This window comes from Pedobacter sp. UBA4863 (assembly GCF_002399615.1).
GTDB lineage: Bacteria > Bacteroidota > Bacteroidia > Sphingobacteriales > Sphingobacteriaceae > Pedobacter.
The window spans coordinates 37,167-55,403 of sequence record NZ_DHDZ01000049.1 but is presented as its reverse complement, the minus strand read 5'-3'; the positions used below and the strand labels follow the sequence as shown (position 1 = coordinate 55,403).

At 37.0% G+C, this 18,237-nt stretch carries 13 protein-coding genes; 1 reads left to right on the top strand and 12 read right to left on the bottom strand.

The window, feature by feature from the left end; all coding sequences use genetic code 11:
• Positions 1–28 precede the first annotated feature (28 nt).
• The 10 genes from B3I52_RS13260 to B3I52_RS13215 all read right to left on the bottom strand — a co-directional run bounded on the left by B3I52_RS13260 (position 29) and on the right by B3I52_RS13215 (position 15,050).
• Complete coding sequence (locus B3I52_RS13260; RefSeq protein ID WP_293301990.1) at positions 29–1,468, bottom strand: T9SS type A sorting domain-containing protein; 1,440 nt, start codon at positions 1,466–1,468, stop codon at positions 29–31.
• Positions 1,469–1,590: 122 nt separating this feature from the next.
• Positions 1,591–2,502: an endonuclease/exonuclease/phosphatase family protein gene (locus B3I52_RS13255; protein ID WP_293301988.1), complete on the bottom strand. Its 912-nt coding sequence runs from the start codon at positions 2,500–2,502 to the stop codon at positions 1,591–1,593.
• Positions 2,503–2,513: 11 nt separating this feature from the next.
• Positions 2,514–4,166, bottom strand: coding sequence for an alkaline phosphatase PafA (gene pafA, locus B3I52_RS13250; RefSeq protein WP_293301986.1), 1,653 nt, complete (start codon positions 4,164–4,166; stop codon positions 2,514–2,516).
• A 6-nt stretch (positions 4,167–4,172) separates the two neighbouring features.
• On the bottom strand, positions 4,173–5,114 hold the full coding sequence (locus B3I52_RS13245; protein WP_293301985.1) for a glycerophosphodiester phosphodiesterase family protein: 942 nt from the start codon (positions 5,112–5,114) through the stop codon (positions 4,173–4,175).
• A gap of 1 nt (position 5,115) precedes the next feature.
• A complete protein-coding gene (locus tag B3I52_RS13240; RefSeq protein ID WP_293301983.1) occupies positions 5,116–6,033 on the bottom strand; it encodes an endonuclease/exonuclease/phosphatase family protein in 918 nt (305 codons plus the stop codon).
• 2 nt (positions 6,034–6,035) lie between these two features.
• Positions 6,036–7,166: a metallophosphoesterase gene (locus B3I52_RS13235; protein WP_293301981.1), complete on the bottom strand. Its 1,131-nt coding sequence runs from the start codon at positions 7,164–7,166 to the stop codon at positions 6,036–6,038.
• A gap of 54 nt (positions 7,167–7,220) precedes the next feature.
• Positions 7,221–8,474 (bottom strand): DUF5689 domain-containing protein, encoded by a 1,254-nt coding sequence (locus tag B3I52_RS13230; protein ID WP_293301979.1) that lies wholly within the window; start codon positions 8,472–8,474, stop codon positions 7,221–7,223.
• 27 nt (positions 8,475–8,501) lie between these two features.
• Positions 8,502–9,962: a SusD/RagB family nutrient-binding outer membrane lipoprotein gene (locus B3I52_RS13225; protein WP_293301977.1), complete on the bottom strand. Its 1,461-nt coding sequence runs from the start codon at positions 9,960–9,962 to the stop codon at positions 8,502–8,504.
• A gap of 11 nt (positions 9,963–9,973) precedes the next feature.
• Entirely contained in the window at positions 9,974–13,180 is a 3,207-nt protein-coding gene (locus tag B3I52_RS13220) for a SusC/RagA family TonB-linked outer membrane protein (protein WP_293301975.1), read from the bottom strand.
• Positions 13,181–13,679: 499 nt separating this feature from the next.
• Positions 13,680–15,050 (bottom strand): dipeptidase, encoded by a 1,371-nt coding sequence (locus tag B3I52_RS13215; RefSeq protein WP_293301973.1) that lies wholly within the window; start codon positions 15,048–15,050, stop codon positions 13,680–13,682.
• 134 nt (positions 15,051–15,184) lie between these two features.
• Between B3I52_RS13215 and B3I52_RS13210 the strand changes: the two genes are divergently transcribed.
• Positions 15,185–16,141: a zinc dependent phospholipase C family protein gene (locus B3I52_RS13210; RefSeq protein WP_293301971.1), complete on the top strand. Its 957-nt coding sequence runs from the start codon at positions 15,185–15,187 to the stop codon at positions 16,139–16,141.
• A 105-nt stretch (positions 16,142–16,246) separates the two neighbouring features.
• Here B3I52_RS13210 and B3I52_RS13205 read toward each other — a convergent pair whose 3' ends face one another.
• Both B3I52_RS13205 and dnaN read right to left on the bottom strand, forming a co-directional pair.
• Positions 16,247–16,921: a VTT domain-containing protein gene (locus B3I52_RS13205; protein WP_414691881.1), complete on the bottom strand. Its 675-nt coding sequence runs from the start codon at positions 16,919–16,921 to the stop codon at positions 16,247–16,249.
• 178 nt (positions 16,922–17,099) lie between these two features.
• On the bottom strand, positions 17,100–18,224 hold the full coding sequence (gene dnaN, locus B3I52_RS13200) for a DNA polymerase III subunit beta (protein WP_293301970.1): 1,125 nt from the start codon (positions 18,222–18,224) through the stop codon (positions 17,100–17,102).
• Positions 18,225–18,237: the final 13 nt, after the last annotated feature.

Genomic DNA, 18,237 nt, shown 5'->3' with positions numbered 1-18,237 from the left:
TTTTCTGTGGTATATCTTTTTAAAAGAGTTAGTTTACAACAAATTTAGCCGTAGAACGCTCAGCACCAACAGTTAGTTTAACTACATATACCCCCGAAACTAAATTCAAGCTATTAGTAACGGTATTTGAACCAACTATTGTATTAGCAGATACACTATATACTGTTTTTCCATTTAGATCAACTACGTCTAGTTTAACATTTGCTACTTTCGAAGCATCGAAATCAACCGTTAAATTACCTTTATTATAAGAAGCCTTAATAGAATTTTTAACTAAATTACCGTAAGCATAAACAACATTGCTTTGGTTTATTTTGCCATCTAAATCTACCTGAGCCAATTTGTAATAATTTACACCCGCCGCAGGTTTAGTATCTATAAATTGGTATTGCTGAAGGGTAGAAGTTGTACCCGCACCTTTTATTTTACCACTAATTGCTACAAAGTCTTCGCCTTGTTTACGCAAAATCTCAAAATAATCGTTATTTAATTCAGAAGCAGTTGACCAGTTTAGCTCAATGCCTTGATTAGATGCTTTAGCTGTAAAAGATTTTAATACTATTGGAAGAGTAGTTGCTCCGACAACAGATTCTAAAATAGCTTTCGAAGTTATAGTTGATACCGCAATATTATTTGCGAGCGAACGCGGCACATTCCAAGTTTTTAAAGTAGTATTATAATCGCCACCAAATTGCACAAACTTAACCGCATCACCTCCTGCCGTACCTAGCGTAATATACAAAGAATTGCCATCAGCATTATTAACATTAAAATATTTTGCATCATTATTATTATTATAGGTAGGTAACGTATAACCAGCATTCAATGCATCAACTAATTTGTTCGCTCCTAAGCCCGTTCCTGTAGCTTCACCAAAAAAAATGGCATCTATTGGTCTTGTATCAGAATCTATAGATGAAGCCTTATCCACCATAAAAACTGCAATACCAGAAGGATGTGTGTTTGGGAAAAACCCAGAATTACTAGCATTACTCGGATTAGTTATACCTGCCCCTTGTATATCCCCATTTACAGTAGGATCTAGCTTTACCAATTTCGCCGTAGAAAAATCGTCACCTGTAACTAAACTAGTACTTCCATTCAATTTTGGATCGTTGCCCGTGAGGTAAAAATAATCTCCTTTATTTAAAGAAGTAAAATTAGCTCTAGCTGGCGTAATGGTAAATACATAACTCGTACTAGTCGCATCAGCATTTATCCATCCTTTGGGCGTTGACCCAGAGTTTCTCGCAAGCGCAATAATAAATTTTTTATCCACATAATCTCCTCCGCTAAAAAAAGTAATATTTTCTGTTGCTCTAAACTGAACATATTCATACCAATTACCAGTACTGGTAACATCTGTACTACCAGTCACTGTTCTTTTTACACCAGTAATGATAATCTGGGAAAAAGACTGCATCGCCAAACAAAAAAACAATGCATTTAAAAGTAAAATTTTCTTCATAACATTTTGATTTAAAGGTTTATATTTTGATTTATTTAATATTTTATCTCAAAAATTTTAGACATAAAAATCCACTGCACCATTAAAATGGCGTCAATTCCAATTCGTAAAATTGTTCTTGATTAAATTGTCATATCGGCATACATAAAAAAATGATCACTCGGATACATGTCGTTTTTCTTGTCTTTAATAAGCGCACATGTTGTTGCTTTGATATCTCCTCTAGTAAAAATATAATCTATTCTATTACCTGCTTTCCCTTTAACTTCTTGATATTTTTCACCTAAAAAGCCATGCCCTGTAGCTTCGGCATTTTGCGTTCCGTTAATTATTTTAAACTCATCAATAAATTGATTATCGGTAGCTAGCTTTATTGGCTCGCTAGTGGGCGACGAATTAAAATCTCCTGTTAAAATTTGAGGAAAACGTTCTTTGTATTGTTTCGAATCGGCCACTATCATTGCTACCTGTTTAACCTTTGTATCGGTAGTTTTGGTAGTAAGGTGCGTATTTATAAACCTAAAATCTTTACCGTTAACCTGGTCTCTTAAAATTGCATAATTAACGTGTCGAGCTCTATACGTTCCCCACGATTCGCTACCTGCAACATTTGGCGTTTCTGACAACCAATAAGAACCAACGGACAGCAATTCGAATCTAGATTTTTTAATTAGCAATGGGTTTTTAGCAATACCCGCATACTCGGTAACACCAGCCATTTCTGGGCCATCGTAGCCTAAAAAATAGTAATCTTTAAATGCTTTTCGCAGATCTATGGCTTGCTGATAAAACACCTCTTGAAAACCTACTAAATCTGGCTTATACTTTTTTATAACTTCTATACAAAAATCTCTTCGTTGTTTCCAGCCTAAGCCTTTGGCTTCGTCTTCCTTTAAATCTACTCTAATATTAGCTGTTAGCACCCTAAATTTTGCACCGGCTGCGGAGTCATTATCTGCCATTGCTTCTAAAGAGATCGCTGGCAAAACCGATAATAGCGCTGCGCTTTTTAAAAAATTTCTTCTTCCTTTCATCGTATAAAAACTTACTTTCCTAAAACTTCTACAATTGGCACGCCTACATTTCCATTTGCTGGCTGTATTTTCAACAAATTGGCTATAGTTATGGCAATATCATTTTGATGATAAACTTTATTTGTACTGCCCTGCTTAATGCCCCAGCCCATAAACAATAAAGGAATATGCGTGTCGTAGGGGTTCCAAGCAGCGTGTACCCCACCACTTCTTTTTGAGGCATCTAAGTAAGCCGATTGTCCAACTATAAAAATTTGCCCCGTACGTTTTCTATTGTTACCATTTACAATCATTGTTTTAATACGCTCGGGCAACGAAACATTGTCTATACGATCTACATCAACCGCAAATTGCACATTGGGCTGCTGCTCTAAAAATAAAATTGCTTCGGCCTTAACTTTCTCAAAATCCAACCCTTCCAATCTGTCCATGTTAAAATAAACGCTATAATTGGCTGTGGTACTAACCAAACCTTTTACATTGATTTTTTTTGTTAAGTGGTCGTTTAATGATTTTCTAAAAGAGCTAACCTTTAGCAATCCGTTTGGCAATTTATTCTCTTCTAAAAAATCTACATTATGGGCAACGCCATGATCGGCTGTTAGAAACAGGGTATAATTGCCTTTCCCTAGATTAGCATCTAAATACTTAAAAAAGGCTGCCAAAGACTGGTCCAACCTTAAATAAAGATCTTCTATCTCAACAGAATTTGGCCCAAACTGATGCCCAACATAATCAGTTGAAGCGAGGTTAATTGTTAAAAAATCTGTTTCAGCACCCCTACCTAACTGATACCCTTCAATAGCTGCTTTAGCAAAATTTAAAGTTAAATCGTTACCAAAAGGGGTACTCCTTAAAGCAGCCTTGCTGGCTTTATAAATTTCTGGCAATGCGTAAGGGAAAGCGCTTTTCTTTTGATTTTTATATAAAACTTCCCATTTCACATCGTCTGCCGAACTTTGCTTATAAGTATTAATTGGATATAATGTATTCCAATTTTGAGACATTAGTTTTTCTGGCTCTTTACGATTATTAAACTTATTTACCCAATCAGGTAACTGGTTCATATAATAAGAACTGGTTATAAATTTTGCAGAATTATCATCAAACCAAAAAGCAGCAGTTGGATTATGGCCTACGGGTAAAATAGCAGCCCTATCTTTTAATGAAACACCTACAACTTTTGAGCGGAAGTTAGTAGCTAACCTTAATTCATCGGTAATGGTATTAACCAATAAATTACGTGGCGACATTTGACCGCCACTACCGTCTGCATCACTTTCAGTTTCGTTGGCTATGCCCACTGCGTTTACAGTACTATCTGCTACACAATAAACTTTTTTATTGGTAAATCTTTCTACCCAAGTATTGGCCGTAATACCATGAATGGCGGGTACCGAGCCGGTAAAAATGGTTGCATGGCCTACTGCTGTTTTTGATGGCGTATGGTTAATATAGGTATTCTCTACAGAAAAGCCCTCGTTTTGTAAGCGTCTAAAACCATCTTTACCATACCGCTCTTGAAAACGATATAAATAATCCCAACGCATTTGATCTAAAACGATACCTATTACAACTTTGGGCTTGCCCAACTTTTCTTGAGCGTTAAGCTGTATGGAAAGTAAAACAAGTGCTAAAAAAGCAATGAAATTTTTCTTGATCATTAATGGTTAACGTTTTTTGTCTATAAAATATTTACTTTTTGTACTTGTTTTAGGATAAAACTCCTTCACAGCATCATAAGCCTCCAAAGCCCTGTCGCTTAAAAGAATATCTACACCACTGGTAATTGTTTTTTTATACGACTGCGTCCTTATGTCTTCATCTTTCTCCTTCTCCATTACCTTAGCAGTGTAAACAAATATCATCATGCCTTTACTGTGCAATAAATTATAAAAGCTTTTCTTTTTAGGTTGCCCAACATAGGCTACCATATTTTCATGCGGAATGCCGGTATCCTCGTATTGCTTCAATTTCTCTTCGTTAGATACAAATATTTCGAACATTAGATTTTTATCTTTAGCAAAATAGAAAGCAGCTTCTTCTGGTGTGTAAGCAGAAATTAAAACGTTAGCTTCTACTTTATTTCTTTTAATGCTTTCATAAAGTTGTTGCAGCGGTACATCTTTCTTATCTATCATTAAAATAGTTTTGCCTTTCGCCCATTGCAAAACTTCGTCTAAGGTGTGCACCCTGTAAGGGGTTATCTTGCCCTTTCGGTCTCTCAATCTCATTTTTTTGACCTCTTCCCAAGTGTAATCAGACAGTTTACCAGTACCAGTAGTTGTTCTGTCTAGTGTTGCATCATGTAATACCACAGCAACGCTATCTTTGGTAAGTCGTGGATCAATTTCAAAAAAAGCAGGCATTTTTGAGAGTATGTACGCTAAGCCCGCTATCGAATTTTCGGGATAAAACTCTTGCGCACCACCTCTGTGCCCACATATTAATGGAATACGATCTTCGGTGTACTTAAAGAAATCTTTTAAATCTGTGCTTGACTGTATGTTCAACGTGTTAAGCCTCTTACCTTGTGCCATTACTTTTGGCAATTGCACCATAGTTAGCAAGACAAGAACAATTAGCAATCTATAATTAAGAATATTTTTCATATTAATTTAGCTTAAACGTTGCTACAGTAGGGTAATGATCGGAAATAACATGGGTAATACTGTCTTGAATAATATCGGCATATACCATTTTTTTTGCCAAGGGCTTATTAACCCAGATATAATCTACTCGTCTCAAGATGGAATTCTTCTTCATTTGGCTTTTTACAGGCACGCTATTTTTAAAAGATTTATGTAGAAAGAAATAAGCATCTGCAAAACCTGCGTCAATCATTTTATCTGTTACCGAAAAATCTATAGCGCCATTGTTAAGGTTATTTCGATAGATTGTTCTATTTTTAACGATAGGTGTGCCACTTTTTGGCTCCAATCTTCCTTCTAAACGCAACATTGAATTAAGCAATTTCTCATCATAATTTGCGGAATCAAATCTTGCAAACGAATTAAAATCTCCTCCTACTAACACCTTTGCACTTTTAGGAAAGGTTTTAACCTTGTTCAAAATTAGCTCGATATCCTGCTGTCTGTCCTTTAGGGTAAATGGCGCTAAATGGGTAGCAATAAAATGTAGGTTTTTTATTTGGGCATACACATACCCATGCCACATTTTATCATTATGCATTTCAACTTTATCAAGAGGGTATTTAGAGGTTATCGCTATAGGATGCGTTACATCGTAACCCGTTTCTTTACTCATAATTACCGAAAAAGAATGACCGTACTTTTTAGCAAACGTTTTAAGTTCGGCTTTAGAAAAACCAATCATTTCTTGGTACATCACTACATCAGGAGCGACAGTTTTTACCCAAGAAATGTATTTCGCACGTATTAAGCTATCGCCATTAAAACCATGAAGCGAATTGTAATCTAAAACTTTTAAAGTATTAGGCGGCTGTTGCGCTTTACTACTGGCAAAAGCCAATAGCAGTACTAAAAACAGAAAAAATGCCGATTTCTTCATTATTATTTATAAAGTGATGTCGAGAAGTTACTATCCTCATCTGTTTCTTCTAACAAATTATCTTTTTGAGGGATAAAAGTTCTTAACTGTAATTTTTGATTAGCTTGGTCAAATTTCATTAACCTTAAAATGCCGTTACCTCCGTTTCTATCGGTTTCTCCGTGAGGTGGGTTTCTCCTAGATTGATAATCTGTCAAGAAGATTTTTATGGTTCTTCCATTATAATTTTCTACCCGATAGGCCTCGCCGCTTCTATGCCCACAAAGCATCATAAAAACATTCGACGAATGTTTAAACTTCTCAAAAATCATTTTGCCTTGCGAGGTGAAAAGACCTTTCTTAGGCGTGTTACCCTCGCCTGCAACAAAATTGCTGTTGCTAGAATTGTCTTTCTTTAAAATACTATGACTTACAATAATTGCCTTTTTATCCGCATGTTCTTTTAATACTTTCTCGCCCCAGTTAAAAACAGATTCCTCTAATTTGGCATCGTAAAACTGGTTTTTACTGCTTTTTTCATTAAACACTAAATAAAGCACAATAAAACTTTCTCCATTTGCCGAGAAAATATCGTAGTGATTGGCGCTAGAGCTTTCATCGTTATAAGAGCCGCCGTAATAGTTTCTACCTTTAAAATGATCTCTCCCAAAATATTTAGTGTAACCTTCTTTTGTACCATTAGGATCGCCGTTAGGCCTAAGGTCGTGATTACCAACTGCCACACCATAAGGAATGCCATGCGGCAAACCTGGACGCGGTTTCTCTAAACGATACATCGCATCTTTAGCCCTCTCCCATTCTATAGGTTTAGCATCGCCGTGGTCAGTTATATCTCCAACGTGCACCACATAAGCTATTTTTTCTTGCTCAGCATTGGCGGTTATCCAATCAATCTGATTATAGAACATGTTCATGCTACCACCATATTTCTCGGCGGTATAATATTGGGTGTCGCCTAAAACAGCAATTTGAAAGTATTTATCTTTGGCCGCTTGGGTAAAGGCAATTGCTTGCTTATCATTAGCACCAAAGTGCTTATAACCCGCACCAAGCAACACAAAGCACAAAAAAGAATAAAGAACAATTATCTTCCTGTTTGGATTAAATACCGATAAAATGGAATAAGAAATCATTTTTGAAAATTATTAAAAGGCGCCTGTAATATACAGGCACCTTTTTATGAAAAATTAATTCTGATAAATGGCAATATCATCAATGGCCACACGGCCATAACCTGGATCTGGCACAAACCTTAATCTAAAGGGACCTCTAATATCAAGGGTGTACTCTGCAAAATATAGGTTAGCAAGATTGGAAGTAGGCACTTCTAATTTCGGTCCTAAATCAACCCAGGTTACCCCGCCATCTACAGAATAAGATGCCTGTACCTTGCCTCCTTTCATATCATTTGCATTAGTTGGGTTGGCAATAGCATAATAGAACGACACTTTAGAAGCACCATACAGCACATCAAAATTCATACTAATTTCTGCGGCGGTAACTGGAAACATTGCAGCCCTGGCATCTTTTTTAAATTGTGCTCCAGTTAAAATATAGGCAGATCCCGTCATGTTCCAAACACCTGTTTTATGTTCCGATTTATTACCTCCCGAAGCCGATGTTTTTGCGGCAATTGAACTTGCCACTTCCCAGCCTTCAGGAAAATTAGCATACAGTTGCCCTGGTCTATAAGGCTCTATTACCTTTGGTGCCACATCAGCTAAACTTCTTATTTGTATGTAAGCAGACGCAGCCCCATTTACAACAAAAGGATAGGCAATGCCAATATAATCGGCAAAATTAGCAATCTCCTCCGAGGCAAAAGTAGCTTGTGCATTGGTACGTAAAGTTACATTATTAAAAAAATCGGTAATTATATGATCACCAGCATAAGTGGTAGTACCTGTAGAACTATCAAAAATAGCGTTCTGTAACTTAACTAGGGTATTTTCATATAAGGAGGTATTTTTAAGCAGCTCGGAAAAATTAGTACCTATAACATTTGTTTTCTGCTCATTATTGGCAGATATTTTTGCTATTGCTCCACTTTGCAATTTGGTAATCTGTAGCATTCCATTTACTCTTTCCAGCGTTGCGCCATCCACTTTTACCACAATAGAATCGCCTGCGGTGTACTGGCTCGCCTCAGCACCTAAAGCTAAGGCAATGCCTCTTAATTGCTTACGGCGATAACTTTGCACAATTACCAGTCCATCAGGCGAGTTACCATTTACCGGATCAGAGATAACGATACCACAAATGCTAGTGGCTCCCATCATATTTTCGGCCTTTAACACTAATGGGCTTTCATTAAACATCGATTTAATGTCTGTTACAGAAATCAAAGGGCTGGGTTTTCCAGTAACCTTTTCTTCTTTTTTACATGAAATAGTGAAAGCTAAGCCAGCCAACACTAAGAAAAATAAGAATATCTTTTTCATCCTTTTGTAGTTAAGGTTTATTTTTTGCTATGGTTTTTGCCACCAACTCATCGAATCCAAATCATCTGGTCCTTGTATGGCAAGGGCTTTATTATAGTTGGTAACATTAGTTGCCTGAAGAGAAACAGGATAATACAGTCTATTAGGCATCATTCCATTGTTTCTTAAACCTGGCCCCTTAGGCAATACCGGATGGCCGGTTCTACGATATTCAATCCAAACTTGCATATCTGTATAAAACAACGCTAAATATTTTTGCCAATGAATTTTCTCCATTTTGTCCTGAATTGCATCAGCATCATTCCAAGCTATTAAAGTGCCGCTTAAGTAAGAGCCAACACTGCGCCCCCAAAGTGTAATTCGGGCAGTAGCTCCCGCTTCGTAATATTCTTTAGGTGTTTTTGCAGTTACCCAACCTTTTATTGCCGCTTCTGCCAATAACAACTGTACTTCTGCATAATTTAGCATATTACCCAACAGCGGTTCGGTAGTTAGGTATTGCAAGTAAGATCTGGTTTCTGGTGTTTCGCCATAGGTATAACCACTCGGGATACCTTCATACGAGCCATTATAGGTGGTTAGCCATTTGCTTGTACATGGATCATTAGAAAAGTCTAATTTATCAGCAAAAAAGCTACAAGCTTTTGGATAACGCCAATCTGAATTTTGCATATTGGCAAAAGGCGAATTATAAGGAGGTACTCCAGTCCATTTCAAAATGGCAGATTCGTCGTTAGAATTAATAAGCGGATAATTGGCCGGATTTTGATCTACCATTTCTTTGATTTTTGCTACGGCATTAGCGGCCACCTCTGCCTTACCCGAAACCCTCATCAGCAACCTTAAGTACAGCGAATTACCAAATTTACGCCATAAGGCTACATTTCCTTTATAAACAGGGTCTGATATAGAATTAACGTTTTTGGTAGTTGTTTTCAACAAGGTATTTGCTTCTTCTAACTTCGCAAATATATCTGCATAAATATCTTTTTGAAGATCGAATTTTGGCGCATAAATACCTTCTTTACCCATGTTAGCCTCGCTATAAGGCACATCTCCAAAGGTGTCGGTAATGATAGAACTCACCCAAGCCTGACAAATTAGCGAAATTGCCATATAGGTCTTACTATTGTTTTCATCAGCGTTATTTTCTTTGGCAAATTTATAAATATCCTTAAAATTAGTTAACTGCGCATACCAACTGTTCCATGGAGCCTCCGGAATATTACGTCTAATATCGTATCTAAATATTCGATCGGTTTCTACCAATGTATTTACAGTTACCTGCATTAATTCGTTAGTAATGGTGCGGCTACGATTCATATTGTTCTCTACAGTCTTTACCAACGCTCGTGCCAATAAATTTTCGGCCAGCACCTTTTCCGAAGTATTCGGATCTGTGTTTAGTTCCGAAAAATTCTTTGTACATGAAAGGGACAGCAATGTTACGCTTAAACCAATCCCTATGAAATATTTTATCTTCTTCATGTGATTTATTGTTAAAATCCTACAATTAAATTAACCCCAAATGTTCTTGTTGAGGGAAACTGTCCCGTTTCGAAACCTCTATTGATCTCTGAACCACTTAATGTTCCGAATTCTGGGTCGAAGCCTGGCCATGTTGACCAAATAAACAAATCTCTGCCAAAAACACCTAATGTTGCTCGTTGCAAACCTAGTTTCTTTGCCGCTTTCGCTTTTAGCGTATAGTCTAGTCTAGCCTCTCTTAACTTTATAAAATCAGTAGAAAAAGTAGCGCCCTCTACATTACTGGTGCCAAAATGAGCATCGTAGTAGGCAGACAAATCTTCTGCAACTACTGTATTAGGGCTATAGCTTCCATCCGGATTGCGCATTACACCATCGCCTACAATGCCGTTATATCTTCCCGGCAACGTTGAGGTGGTTTTTCCTTGTACTGCCATTTTACCTTGGGTTAACGAATAGGCTACAGCGCCATATTGGGCATCAAAAAGAAATCCCATAGAGAAATTTTTGTACTTGAATTGATTTTGAATACTTCCTTTCCATTGCGGCATGGTATTTCCCAGCTTTAACAAATCGTCTGAAAGCACAGGCATACCGCTGTTGTAAACAATCTGACCATCTGGAGAACGAAGATAGCCACGGCCATACAAATCGCCCATACTACCGCCAACATTGGCAACAATAAAACCATTACTACCCGGACCGTTTTGTAATGTAAACGATTCTAAATAATCGGAAAGCTCAATGATTTTATTTTTATTCGCAGAAAAAGTAGTATTAATATTCCAAGTTAATCCGTTTCTAACCTTAACTGGCGTACCATTTAATGCTATTTCTATTCCTTTATTACGCACATTTCCAGCGTTTACTACAATATCCCTAAAACCAACAGATTGGTCTAACAAGGAGTAAAGAATTTGATCTTTTGTATCGGCGGTGTACACTGCCAAATCTAAACCTATTCTGTTATGAAAAAGCTGTAGCTCTATACCTGCCTCGTAACTATAAGTGTATAAAGGTTTAAGATTTGGATTTTTTAACCTAGAAGGATTATATAAACCTCCAGAATAAGCAGGGTCGGCTAAAAAAGAAAATGCTGTATTGTAAGGCGTATTACCTCCACTACCCACACCCGATGCCGAAGCCCTCAACTTAAGATAACTGATTTGCTTTGGCAAAAGAACTACTTGCGAAAGGATAAAACTTGCATTTGCGGAAGGGTAAATAATTGAAACGTTTTCTCGGCTAGTAGGACTTGCCAATAAACTGCTCCAATCGTTTCTAAGCGTAACATCTAAGAATAAATAATCTTTGTAGCTCGTAGAAACCAAACCGTATAAGCTGTTGATAGCATAGCTTGACCTGTATGGGCTGGTCCACAATGGGCCGGCACTATTTGCAAAAGTAAACACCCCTGGAAATAGTAGCGAGTCTGCCCTTACTTCATTTTTGTTGTAAGAATTTCTTAATGCAGCACCACCTACCGATGCATCAACAGTAATATCTTTTGTGAACTTAGTTTTATATTTCAACAAGAAATCACTATTAACTTCTCTGGAAGTAATATCTTGTGTACGGTACATTCCTTTTTTAAATTTCTCGGTATCAAACGGTCGTTGCTGCGAACGGGCATCATTAGCTAAATCAACCGAAGTTCTAATCATTAAACTGAAATCTTTAGCGATATGATAAGTAGCCGAAACATTACCTGTTACCGAATTACGGTTCTGCTTATTCAACATCTCGTATGAAATTAAATAAGGATTATCTGGCCCCGAAGTTAATGGTGTGTTTTGGGTAATATTTTCTTTGCCTGGCACCCAATAGTTTCGCAACCACGAAATAGGAGCACTTGGTGCCCAAAAAATATAACCGTACATGATAGATTGATTGTTATATCCACCTGCTGGTAAATTATCAGAAACCTTATTGGTATAATTAAGTTTAGAACTAATTTGAAGATTTTTTGATGGCTTAGAATTAACAGATAATGCGACGGTATTTCTATCGTAGCCCGTGTTTGGAATTATCCAAGTATTGCCCACATTGGTATAGGAAAACCTAGCGGTAGTTTTATCCGTTCCTCCATCAATACTTACGCTATTTGTAAATGTTTTAGCGGTTTCAAAAAAATCGTTAAAACCTCCTTTCTTATAAGGCCTCCAAAGTGTACGTTCGGTAGCCTGCGCATTAGTTACTGGGTCATACTGAAAGAAATACTGACCATTAAACTTTGGCCCATAAGCATTGGTGGTTCTGTTTGTAGCGGCCCCATCTACCGACGCTCCGTAAGAGAAATAATTAGCTCCATCTACCCCTTGCCCATATTCGTACTGCAACGAAGGCATACGGTTAATGGTAGCAAAGGCGGTGTTACTATTTATACTAACACCTATACCTTTTTGCTTAGCCTTGCCCGATTTAGTAGTTATAATTACTGCTCCGTTTGCACCCCTAGAACCATATAATGCTGCCGCACCTGGCCCTTTAAGTACGGTTACATTTTCAATATCATCCGGATTAATATCCTCTACACTACTGCCATAGCCCACAACGGTTTCGTCTAAATAGGCACCCGAACCACCGCTCATTCTACCGCTACCGCCGTTAATAATAACGCCATCAACAACAATTAGTGCATCGTTGCTACCCGTTAGGTTGTTCTCTCCCCTTAAAATAATAGAAGCAGAGCCTGTAGGGCCGCTGTTAGAACGAACAAGATTTAAACCTGCTACTTTTCCAGAAAGTGCATCGGTCCAGTTATTGGAAAGGGCTTCGGTAAGCTGCTCGTTGCCAATGGTAGTAACGGCATAACCTAAGGCTTTTTTATCACGTTCTATATTTAACGCAGTTACTACCACTTCATTTAGCACGCTCCTATCTTCCTGTAAAGTAAAGTTTACACTTGTAGTAGTGGCGGCCTTAACCACTATTTGTTCTTTTTTCTGTTTAACAAAAGAAATAAATGAAACTTCGAGCGTATAAACGCCAGCGGGAACTTGCACCCTATAATTTCCAGAAACATCTGTAGTTACAACCCGATTTAGCTGTACCACTTTGACACTTGCACCCGTAAGCGCTATGCCGTTTACATCAGAAATTTTCCCCGATACAGTTCCATTTTGCTGCGCCTTAACCTCTACTAACGCACCTAGCGTTAATAAGAACAGAAAAAATACACCGTACCTTGAAAAACCTATGAGACACTTTTTTTGCATGACGATAAGTTTGGTTTATACTTTGGTTAAAATAATGTCGCATCGTGGAAATGCAACACTACTCAAAGTAAATTATTTTAATATTAAAAAACAAAATAAAAGTAAAAAAAAACGTTTTGAAACTTAAAGGACAAAAAAAAGCCTTTTTAATAAGCGAAAAGGTTTTTCAATAAAAAAAGCTCCAAAGAGCACATAAACAGAGAAAATAGTTTTTTAGCAATCATTAGTATTTAGTTAAGAATTTGAAATTAATTAATGGCAAACCTAGCATTGCACTTTAAACACATCATTAACAAATTATTAAAGAAAACTTTAAAAAGGTTAACATTCATTAACAAACCATTTAAAAACAAAGCTTTTAATTTACAACAGTATTTGCGAGGAATTACCTCATCCAAGTATTTTTCTTTAAATAAAACTTAAATAGCTGTAAACAAAAAAAGCCTTTCCGTAAGATGGAAAGGCTTTTAAGCTTCAAAACAATATATTTAATACCTCATTATTTACTTAGTTCGGCATAATACTTATGAAACAAAGGCAATGTTTCAATTCCTTTATAATAATTATAAACATCGTACTTCTCGTTTGGCGAATGTAAGGCGTCGCTATCTAAACCAAAGCCAAACAATACAGACTTAATACCAAGTACATCTTCGAACAATGCTACAATTGGAATACTACCACCGCCACGTGTTGGGATTGGCTTTTTACCAAAGCTATCTAAAATAGCTTGCTCTGCAGCCCTGTAAGCCACACTGTCTGTAGGCGTTACCACTGGCTCGCCACCATGGTGAGGCGTTACCTTTACTTTTACGCCTTTTGGTGCAATCTTCTCGAAGTGTTTTGCAAAAATCTCGCTAATTTCATCAGAATTTTGATTAGGCACCAAACGCATCGAAATTTTAGCATTAGCTTTACTTGGCAATACTGTTTTTGCTCCTTCACCAATGTATCCACTCCAAATACCATTTACTTCTAAAGTTGGTCTTGTGCCTGTACGTTCTAGGGTCGAATAACCTTTTTCGCCCCACTCTGCATCAATAGCTAGATCTTTTTTATATTCTTCTAAATCAAAAGGAGCAGCATTTAATGCCTCTTTCTCGGCATCATTCAACTCCACAACCTTATCGTAAAACTCCGGAATAGTGATGTGATTATTTTCATCGTGTAACGAAGCAATCATTTTACACAGTATAGTTGCCGGATTTGCAACCGCTCCGCCGTAAACGCCAGAGTGCAAATCTCTATTTGGCCCAACTACTTCTACCTCCATGTAAGCCAAACCTCTTAAGCCCGTTTCTATCGAAGGGTTTTCCATGCTAATCATCGAAGTATCAGAAATTAAAACCACATCGGCTTTTAAACGCTCTACATTAGCTTTCACAAAAATGCCAAGGTTTGCCGAACCTACTTCTTCTTCTCCCTCTATCATAAACTTCACGTTGCAGGCCAAAGTATTGGTTTGCATCATTAGTTCAAATGCTTTAACGTGCATATAAAACTGTCCCTTATCATCGCAAGCACCACGAGCATAAATTTTACCATCGCGTATTGTTGGTTCAAAAGGAGGAGTTTGCCACAGCTCCAACGGATCTGCTGGCTGCACATCATAATGCCCGTATATTAATACTGTAGGCAAACTGGCATCTATTATTTTTTCACCATATACAATAGGGTATCCGGCGGTTGGGCATATTTCTACCTTATCTGCACCGGCTTCTTTTAGTTTTTGCGCTACAAAGTCTGCAGTTTTTAATACATCGCCCTTATATTTCGGATCGGCACTTACCGATGGAAAACGCAACAGTTCAAAAAGCTCGTCTAAAAAACGTTGCTTATTATCTTCTACATATTTTTTTATTTCTTGCATAAGATTAAAATTTTGAAGCAAATATAGGTATTTTGGCCAGAGCATTCGATTAATTGGCAGGATAAATAGTTATTATAGTTAACCGATAAATAAGTGTTTTTCTTATTTTTACCTTGCTCATAAAATATATGAAGATGAAAAAGCTTGCTTTCTGTGCCTTACTTCTTGGCGTTACATTATTATTTTCTTCTTGGGGTTTTTTTGCACACAAAAGAATTAACCAACTGGCTATTTTCACCTTGCCCGAAGGCATGATTGGTTTTTATAAAAACAACCATAAATACATTACCGAACATGCGGTTGATCCTGATAAAAGAAGGTACGCTGATACTGCCGAAGCTCCCAGACATTTCATTGATGTAGAAAATTACGAAAATCATATCGACAGTATTCCTGAAAAGTGGAACGATGCCGTAAATAAGTATGGAGCCAAGCATTTAGCGAAAGAAGGGACCGTGCCATGGCAAATAGTGCGCACCTATAACAATTTAGTAAGGGCCTTTAAAGAAAGGGATTCGCTTAAAATATTAAGATATTCGGCAGATTTGGGCCATTACGTTGGCGATGCACACGTACCTTTACACACCACCCGCAACTACAACGGACAGCTAACAAATCAGGTTGGTATCCATGGATTTTGGGAATCGAGAGTGCCAGAGTTATTTGCAAAAAATTACAATTTATTAGTGGGCAAAGCCACTTACATTGAAAACCCTTTAAAAGAAGCCTGGGCCATCGTTAAAAATTCGCACACCATGGTAGATACCGTTTTAACTTTTGAAAAGAAATTGAGCGAAACTTTTCCATCTGACCAGAAATACGACTTTTCTATGCGTGGCCAAAATGTAATGAAACAATATTCAATGGCCTACACCAAGGCCTACCAAGACCTAATGAATGGCATGGTAGAGCGCCAAATGCGTTCTTCTATTCTAAAAGTTGGTTCCTTTTGGTTTTCGGCCTGGGTTGATGCTGGGCAACCAGACCTCAGAAATATGATTAGAATTGAGGCTACTATTGAAGACAAGCAGCAAACCGAAAAAGTTGATAAAAAATATCAGGAAGGGAAAATTATTGGAAGGGAGTATTAAAAGAGGGTATTGTCATTTCTGACAAAGAATAAGGAGAAAGCTAGCTTAAAATAAAAATGCTAGGTTTCTCCTCGCTCTGCTTCCCTCAAAATAATGGGAAATGACTTATAAAGCCGTATCGTTATCCTCTATTTTCTCTTTCTTTTTAAACAAAGATTTCAAAGCTGCAATAATTACCGGAGCAAATGTGCCTACTGCAATAATTACAATAATTACTTCAAAGTTTTTCTCTACAAATGGAATTTTGCCCAACAGGTAACCTGCAAAAGACAAACTAAAAATCCAAGCAAAACCACCAATAATATTGTAAAGTGTAAACTTACCAAACTCCATTCTAGCTGCACCTGCAACAAAAGGTGCTATTGTTCTAAAAATTGGCAAAAACCTTGAAAAAACAATAGCTACAGCACCGTGCTTCTCAAAATACTCGTGAGATTGATGGTAATATTTCAATTTCAAAATTTTATTATCTTCTTTAAACACCTTAACCCCAAAATACTTACCAAGTCTATAATTTACAGTGTTTCCTAAAATTGCAGCGGCAGTTAAAATAAAGCACAAAAACCAAATATCTAAACCTGTATTTCCAGCAGCCACAATTGCTCCCATGGCAAACAGCATCGAGTCGCCGGGTAAAAAAGGAGTAACTACAAAACCTGTTTCTGCGAAAATAATCATGAAAAGAATAAGATAAGTCCAAGTTCTATATTCATAGATAATTGCGCTTAAAGTATCTTTGGTATCGGTAAGCAGCCTAATTAATAAGTCTAGTATCTCCACTTTAATTAAATTTTGCGCTAAAATAAGCAATATGGTTATTAATTCACCTGTTAAATTGCTAAATTGTTGTAGGCTTTATGTAAAAAGTTTTGTTGGTTAGTTTGCTACAGAAATGGTAAAAAGCAAAAAGCCCAGACTTTTTTGGACCTGAGCTTTTTGCTTTTATTTTTAATTATTGTTAATAGCTGTTATTTAACATTACTGGCATTACCAACATTAAAACATCTTCATTTTCATCATTGGTATGAGGGATTAATAAGCCTGCTCTGTTTGGTGTAGAAAGTTCTAAAGTAATTTCTTCGCCATTTAAGTTATTTAACATCTCGATCAAGAAACGAGCATTAAAACCAATTTCTAAGTCTTCGCCATCATATTGGCAACTTAAACGTTCGTGCGCCTCGTTTGCAAAATCTAAATCTTCTGAAGAGATATTTAACTCGCTACCGCTAATTTTTAAACGAACTTGGTGGGTAGTTTTATTGGCAAAAATTACCACCCTACGCAGGGTATTTAAAAACAAAGCCCTGTCAATAACCAACCTATTTGTATTGTTGGTGGGAATAACCGCTTCGTAATCAGGATAGCGTTCGTCAATTAAACGGCAAATTAAGTTGATATTTTCGAACTTAAAAAAAGCGCTAGTTGCATTATAATCTACAGAAACATTTACATCTGTACTTGGCAAAGCTGCTTTTAAAAGTGTTAATGCTTTTTTAGGCAAAATAAACGAAGAAGCTTTATCGGCCTTGCTATCATTTCTTCTGTAGCGAACCAATTTATGCGCATCGGTAGCTACAAAAGTGATGTTTTGAGGAGACAGCTGACAAAACACCCCCGTCATTGCCGGACGAAGCTCATCATTACTTACCGCAAAAATTGTTTTGGTTATTGCTTCTGCCAAAACAGATGCAGGTAAATTTACCGACGACGCATTGTCAACTACTGGAATTTTCGGAAAATCATCTCCGTTCTCTCCACTTAATTTATATTTTCCATCGCCTGCACTAATTTCTATAGCGAAATTATTGTCATCTACATGAAAAGTTATTGGCTGATCTGGCAAAGTTTTCAAAGTATCTAGCAAAATTCTCGATGGAACTGCAACTTTACCTTCTTCTTTCGATTCTACCAATAAAGAAGTAGTCATACTAGTCTGCAAGTCGGTAGCAGAAATAGTTAAATTCCCTTCCTTAATCTCAAACAGGAAATTCTCTAAAATAGGCAATACCGTGCTGCTACTCGAAGCACCATTAACCGTTTGTAAATGCTTTAATAATGTCGATGTGGATACTATAAATCTCATAGTTTGTTATATA